Genomic DNA, 6730 nt, shown 5'->3' with positions numbered 1-6730 from the left:
ATAGATATGAAAATCATCAAAAGTGCCAAATATTTAAACACATAGACATACGCTCAAAAATAACCCAAAATGCGTTACAATACCCTATGAAAATCACAAACATACATACCCATACACTCAAAGCCCCGCTTAAAACCCCTTTCATTACCTCACTGCGTCGTGTCGATGCTTTAGAAGACCTCGTGGTCATCATTGAGTGTGATGATGGAACTCTTGGCTATGGAGAAGGTGCACCTACTCCTCAGATAACCGGGGAGACGATGGGTTCTATGGCAGCAGCCATTGAGTACATCAAGCCCCACCTCATTGGACGTGAGATAGAGGATTTTGATGCACTTATAGGGCTGGTCCATACTTTGATAGTCAAAAACAGTACAGCCAAGTCAGCCCTTGAGATAGCCCTGTATGATTTAAAGGCCAAGTTGCAAAAACTTCCTCTATACCGTATGCTCGGAGGTACACAGACCAAATTTCGTACCGACATCACCATTAGCATGGGGGAAATAGACAAGATGATAGCTGACTGTCACGCTGCTGTAGCGCTTGGCTATGATACGTTGAAGATAAAAATAGGCGACAACCCCGGTAAAGATGTGGAACGTGTAACCGCCATACATGAGGTACTGGACAAAAATATCAAACTCAGGCTCGATGCCAACCAAGGCTGGTCGGCAAAAGAGTCCGTAGAACTACTCCATGCTTTGGAGAAACAGAACATCATTGCTGAATTCATAGAACAACCCGTAGCTGCCGATGACAGTGAGGGGCTCAAGTATATCAAAGAGAGAGTACAGACACCCCTGCTTGCAGATGAGAGCATTTTTAGTCTGGAGGATGCACGCAGACTGCTGGAGATGCAAGCCATAGACTATGTGAACATCAAACTGGCAAAAACATCCGGTATCACCCATGCACTGGCGTTGGCAGATCTCTGTAAAGATTTCAATACCAAGTGCATGATAGGCTGTATGCTCGAAGGTCCTATAAGTGTAGCTGCCGGGGTGCATGTGGCTTCTGCCAAGGCAGACATCATCACCATGCTTGACCTTGATGCCGTCTCTCTTTTGAGCGCTCATCCTGTACAAAGCAGTGTTCTTTTCAATGAGAGTCAGATCATTTTGGGTGAAGATGCGGGTTTAGGTGTAATATACACGGACAGTACACCAACCATTAACTAAAATAGACTATGATTATCCCAAAAACAGAGAACTGAACATGTATAAAAAAATAGCCCTGAGCACCCTCCTTCTTTTTTCTTTCAATACCCTGTATGCAGACTATATACTTAAAGTCGGCAAACGTCCCAAAAGCCGCATAGACCGTATGCCTAAAGGAGTTGTGGCCGATATGAAGAATATTCCACAAAACCCTGCTTTTTATGCGAAACAGATCAAACCTTTTTCAAAATCAAAACAGCAAAAACTGGATGAAGCATTCAATAAAAAATACTTTGAACCCTGGGATCTTAAACAGATCGATATTCCAAAAGAAGATTTCGGATGGGAAACACGTTTTATCACCAAAAAGCCGATATACAGGGAGAATCGTAAAGTCATACCTCCCTACAGATACAATAAATGGTTACGCAATGCACAGATGGATCAACTTGATAGTAAAAAATATAAAGCTATTACGATCAGAAGGACAGATGTCAAAGCACTCCCTACCTCTGCTGCATTCTACAGAGACCCCAAACGTGTAGGAGAAGGCTTCCCTTTTGACTACAATCAGAATTCGGCACTGCACATCAATGTACCGCTTTACATCTCACATTTTTCCAAAGACAGACGCTGGGCGTATGTAAGAGCCTCCTACTCTTTTGGTTGGGTAAAAATATCTGATCTGGCACTGGTAAATAACGCCTTTATCCAAAAGTTCAAGAATGGCAAGTATGCAATGACCATCAAAGATAATTTAAGACTCTACGATGACAAAAAAAGATCATTCTCCATCGTCAAACTGGGTGCCCTCTTTCCCATCAGCGCTGATGGGCAGAGCTATCTGACTGCAAGACGCAATGCAAAAGGTCAAGCCCGTGTCCATAAAGTACAAGCCGGTGCCCCCCATATCATTGCGCAAAAACCGCTTCCTTTCACCCCTGAAAATGTAGCGATGCTGGCAAATGAATTTTACGGAGAACCATACGGCTGGGGCGGAAGCTATGAATGCCGCGACTGCTCTGCTACCACAAGGGACTTTTTGGGTGCTTTTGGTATTTTCCTGCGTCGAAACTCCTCCAAACAGGCTAAAGACGGACAACAGATCAAGATCAGGAATTGGGTGAAATCCTACAAAAAGCAGTTTATCATCCAAAATGCCAAACCGTTCCGTTCTCTGCTTTATGTACCGGGACATATTGTGCTTTATCTGGGTCAGTACAAAGGCGAACCTGTCATCATGCATACCTACTGGGGCATACGTAAAAATGACGGGACCAAACTCATTACTGGACGCACGATCATAACAACCACCGAACCGGGCAAAGAGCGTGCCGATGTCAAAGAGAGAAGCAAACTGATCAATACACTTAAAACTATCGTGAATTTTTGAGTGTTTTAGGTAAAATAGTATCATGAGAAACAGAGAAAAAATAAAAATATTTACCACAACGATCATTGCCGGAGACTTTAAAGGCAAAAAAATAGAGATACCTGATATCTCTACTACCAGAAGTTCAAAGTCCATCCTTAAAGAGTCATTCTTCAATACGATCCAGTTCGACATTGTCGGCAAGAACTTTGTAGAAGTATTTGCCGGAAGCGGCTCGGTAGGACTTGAAGCACTCAGCCGAGGTGCTGCGCAATGCTACTTCATGGAGTACAATAAAACGGCATTTCGCTGTCTGGAATCCAACATAAAAAATACAGACCCAAGCAGATGCCATGCGTTTTACGGTGACAGCTTTGAGAAGTTCGCTACCGTCTATGAAATGGTCAAAAGAACAGGTACCAAAACCTACTTCTACTTTGACCCGCCATTTTCCACGCGTGACGGAATGGATGAGATCTACGACAAGACCATTGCACTTATAGAAACGATCGAACCTGAAGTGTGTGAAATGGTGGCTGTAGAACATATGACAAAGCTTGATATGCCTGAACATATCGGTGCACTTAAATTCGTCAAACGTAAGAAGTTCGGCAGAAGCACTATGACCTACTATGAACCAAAGGATAACTAATGGCAAAAAAAGAAGACCACATTGCCCTTTTTATAGACTGTGACAATATTTCACATCGCTCTATAGAGGGTATTATCAACGAACTGAGCAAATATGGTATTGTTAACATACGTCAGGCTTACGGGAACTGGACAAAGGACAACCTAAAGAACTGGGAAGACAAGCTGCTTGAATTTGCCATTAAGCCCATTCAGCAGTTTGACTATTCCAAAAACAAAAATGCCACCGATATTCTTATGACCATCGATGCGATCGATCTTTTGCATACCAAAGATATCGATGCGTTTGCCTTTGCAACCAGTGATTCCGATTTTACACCTGTGGTGATGCGTGTACAGGCAGAGGGCATTAAGGTCTTTGGTTTTGGAGAAAAGAAAACACCAAAACCGTTTATGGCTGCCTGTTCACAGTTTATTTTTACCGAAAAATTAATGAAAACATCTACCAGAAATATAGAAGAAGATAACATCTCTGAAGCCCCTGTGCGTAAAAGCGGGAAAGAGATGCGTCAGGATACCTGGCTGGTCAATGTTCTGAGAAATGCAGTTGATCAGACGATGGATGAGTACGGCTGGGCGAATCTTGCCGATATAGGTACCTACATTAACAATTCTACCTCTTTCTCCCCTATTAATTTCGGTTATAAAAAACTCAGTAATCTTATTAAAGAGATAGACCTTTTTGATATTGCCTTCGATGATATCAGCAAGCAGATGAGTATTCGTGATAAAAGAATGGGAAATTAAGAATCTTCCTCTTTTCTTTTATTTTTTGCCCTGAGCTTGCGAGGAAATACCCTTGGGGCGCTCTTTCACCTCAGGCTCCACAAATTCACCCTTGACAAGCCCTGCTTCATGCAGGAACTGTGAAGGTTTATAGTCTATTTTTTTTACTCTGTCATATTTTGCCAGAGAAAGATAAAGTTTGTCTTTGGCACGGGTGACTGCCACATAGAAAAGCCGACGCTCCTCTTCAATGGAACTCATCATCCTTCTGTTTGGGAATCTGCCGTCTACGAGGTCAACTACATAGACTTCAGGAAATTCCAGACCTTTGGATGCATGCACAGTAAGCAGATTCACCCCCTCTCCTTCACTCAGTTCTCCGCCTCCCAACACCATGGCATTGACAAAACGTCCAAGCTCCTTGTACTGTCGTGAGAGGTCATACAGGAGTCGTGCTTTACGTTGTATGCGTTCTCTTGAGAGTTTTTTCTTCTCTTCATCGACTTCACCGGATTTAAGCCGCCCCCTCTGTGTAGAGAGCATTTCAACGATCCCATCATAGAGTTTGGATGAGATGGCGGTTTGTAAAATTTGTGATGGTGTATTTTGCTCTTTGCATGCACGCATAAGATCATAAAAGTTCTTAAAGAACTTTACGCCGTCTTGAATAATTTTTGGATGTTTTAACAGCGGATGAGCATAGACATGAGGAGGAAGTTCTAAATGCTTAAACCTTGTAGCAGAGCCTATTTCATGGTCATCATCAAAAAGACCAAGCTGCACATTTTTCTTTGGGTTCAGTTTGGGAAGGTCATGGACTTGCGGGTAAAGTACTCCCTGCATAAAACTGCCGTTTCCAAAATGCAGAAAACACTGGAAGAACTCTTTTGAAAGGGCTGAACCTACTCCGCTTGCATACTCAAACACATGGATGAACGCCATCATATCTTTAGGATTGACCATAAGAGAGAGTAGATCAAGAAGGAATTTTATCTCTTTGGCATCAAAGAAACTTGTGCCTCCCTTTCTTTTACAGGTGATCCCAAGCTCCCGCAAACTGGCTTCTATCCCGTCAGCGGAGGAGTTGTTGCGAAAGATCACCGCAATATCATTATTGGGAACATGGGTATGTTTAATGCTGTGTGCGATCGCCTGATACTGTTCAAAAAGGTCATTGTACATAAGAAGTTTCGGCGGATGCGTCTTGCCGTGTCGTCCTACCTCCAGCTTTTTGGGGTAAATACGTTCATTACGCTCTATGACACGGTTTGCCAGAGAAAGAATGGGTGCAGTGGAGCGGTAGTTTGTTTTAAGTGTAAAAACCTCGGCATCAGGATAGCGCTTTGCATAAGTAGCGATATTCTCAATATTCGCTCCGTTAAATGCATAGATACTCTGATCATAATCTCCCACACAAAAAAGTGACTTTGGCTTCAATGTATCTATAAGCGCACTCTGCAGGGTATTGGTATCTTGATATTCATCTACCAGTACCTCCTCAAAAGGAATGGTTTTCTCTTCCAAATGGGCTTTCATACGCAAAAGAAGGTCATTGAAAGAGGCAAAGCCATACACTATTTTTTCCCGTTCAAACTCCTCAGCAATGTCCATATAGGCATCCATAAGTATCTCATGTTCAGGGTACTTCTCCAAAAACCATACATCAAACCCCTCCAAAGAAGCATTTTGGTACAAAGAGTACATCTCATAAAGGTAGGTGGCCGAGAACGGTGCCAAAGGCAAATTCATACGCTCAAAGTTTCGTTTCTCATAGATACTTCTAAAAAGTGTTTTAAGTTCTGATGGTTGCTTAAGTGCAAGATCGGGATGCAGCTCTTTAAGCCAACGGTAACTGACCGCATGGAATGTTCCTGAGATGATCTTTGAAACTACTCTCTTCGGAAAATAACGCTCCAGACGAGAGAGCATTTCCCCGGCAGCCTTGTTGGTAAAGGTAAGCAGCAAAATACTTGAAGGCTCTACCCCACTTTGCAGCAGATGGGCAATACGCCCTACGATCGTAGAAGTTTTACCCGTACCTGCCGATGCGATGATAAGGTTATGTCCTAAAGGTGCAGTAGCAGCACTCAGCTGCTGGGCATTGAGAGAACTAAGCGGCAATTATTGCTGACCGATGATGTAGTAGGTGTTTTTATTGGCTACCTGTTCAAGTTTAAGTTTGTATTTGTCTGCCCAGTGTTTTACAAGATTTGTGAAAGCCGAAAGATTATCCGCAGAAATATCTTCATCACATTTGATCTTCAGATGGTCTTTGGAGTTTGACATCGCAATAAAGCCTTTTTCTACAGCCAACGCATCATTAAATGAAGGCAGATGCTGTGAAAACTTATCAAAACCCTCCGTATTTTCTATAATATCATTGATCTGTTTGAGTGTCTGTTCTGTTTTTGTGTATCCAAGTTGTGCTAAAAGTGCCTCAGGTGTTAAATCAAGATGCATGTCTATCCTCTATCATAAAATTAAGGATTTGATTGTAGCAAAATTTTGATTAGAGCTCTAGCAGTCTTAACTACCTAATTTCGATAGAATGAAGAATTAGTAACATGCTTAAAAAAATTAAAAGTTATACTCTTTAACTATTTGTAACTTAATTTTTACATCAATCCTTCTATACCCATAGACAGATTAGTATTGGGTGTAGACTCTGTGTTTTTACTAGAGACTATAGAAGTGACAGCTCTTTCAAAGGAGTATTTTTGTTCTAGGGTTGACATATGCTAGTTCCTCTGAAAGTTTTGTTTAGCTTTGTTTTATTTACTCCTGCCTTTACGCTTTTGCTTTGGGTGTGATGGCACTGATAGGC

General features: G+C 42.1%; 6 protein-coding genes. 4 read left to right on the top strand and 2 right to left on the bottom strand.

From position 1 onward, the window contains the following. The 4 genes from MVE01_RS05220 to MVE01_RS05205 all read left to right on the top strand — a co-directional run. On the top strand, positions 1-1178 hold a 1178-nt coding region (locus tag MVE01_RS05220; RefSeq protein WP_472561117.1), incomplete at its 5' end, for a dipeptide epimerase. 37 nt (positions 1179-1215) lie between these two features. Continuing rightward, positions 1216-2550 carry an NlpC/P60 family N-terminal domain-containing protein gene (locus MVE01_RS05215; protein WP_472561116.1) on the top strand — a complete coding sequence of 445 codons (1335 nt, stop codon included), beginning with the start codon at positions 1216-1218 and terminating at the stop codon, positions 2548-2550. A 22-nt stretch (positions 2551-2572) separates the two neighbouring features. Further along, positions 2573-3181 carry a 16S rRNA (guanine(966)-N(2))-methyltransferase RsmD gene (gene rsmD, locus MVE01_RS05210; protein WP_472561115.1) on the top strand — a complete coding sequence of 203 codons (609 nt, stop codon included), beginning with the start codon at positions 2573-2575 and terminating at the stop codon, positions 3179-3181. Further along, positions 3181-3927 carry an NYN domain-containing protein gene (locus MVE01_RS05205; RefSeq protein ID WP_472561114.1) on the top strand — a complete coding sequence of 249 codons (747 nt, stop codon included), beginning with the start codon at positions 3181-3183 and terminating at the stop codon, positions 3925-3927. The genes rsmD and MVE01_RS05205 overlap by 1 nt, the downstream gene beginning before the upstream one ends. 18 nt (positions 3928-3945) lie before the next feature. Here the strand turns inward: MVE01_RS05205 and MVE01_RS05200 are convergent, their stop codons facing one another. Continuing rightward, entirely contained in the window at positions 3946-6027 is a 2082-nt protein-coding gene (locus MVE01_RS05200; protein ID WP_472561113.1) for an ATP-dependent helicase, read from the bottom strand. After that, entirely contained in the window at positions 6028-6366 is a 339-nt protein-coding gene (locus MVE01_RS05195) for a hypothetical protein (RefSeq protein ID WP_472561112.1), read from the bottom strand. Positions 6367-6730 lie beyond the last annotated feature (364 nt).

It is taken from the genome of Sulfurovum sp., from assembly GCA_026990595.1.
Lineage (GTDB): Bacteria > Campylobacterota > Campylobacteria > Campylobacterales > Sulfurovaceae > Sulfurovum.
This window is presented reverse-complemented; position numbering and strand designations above follow the sequence as displayed.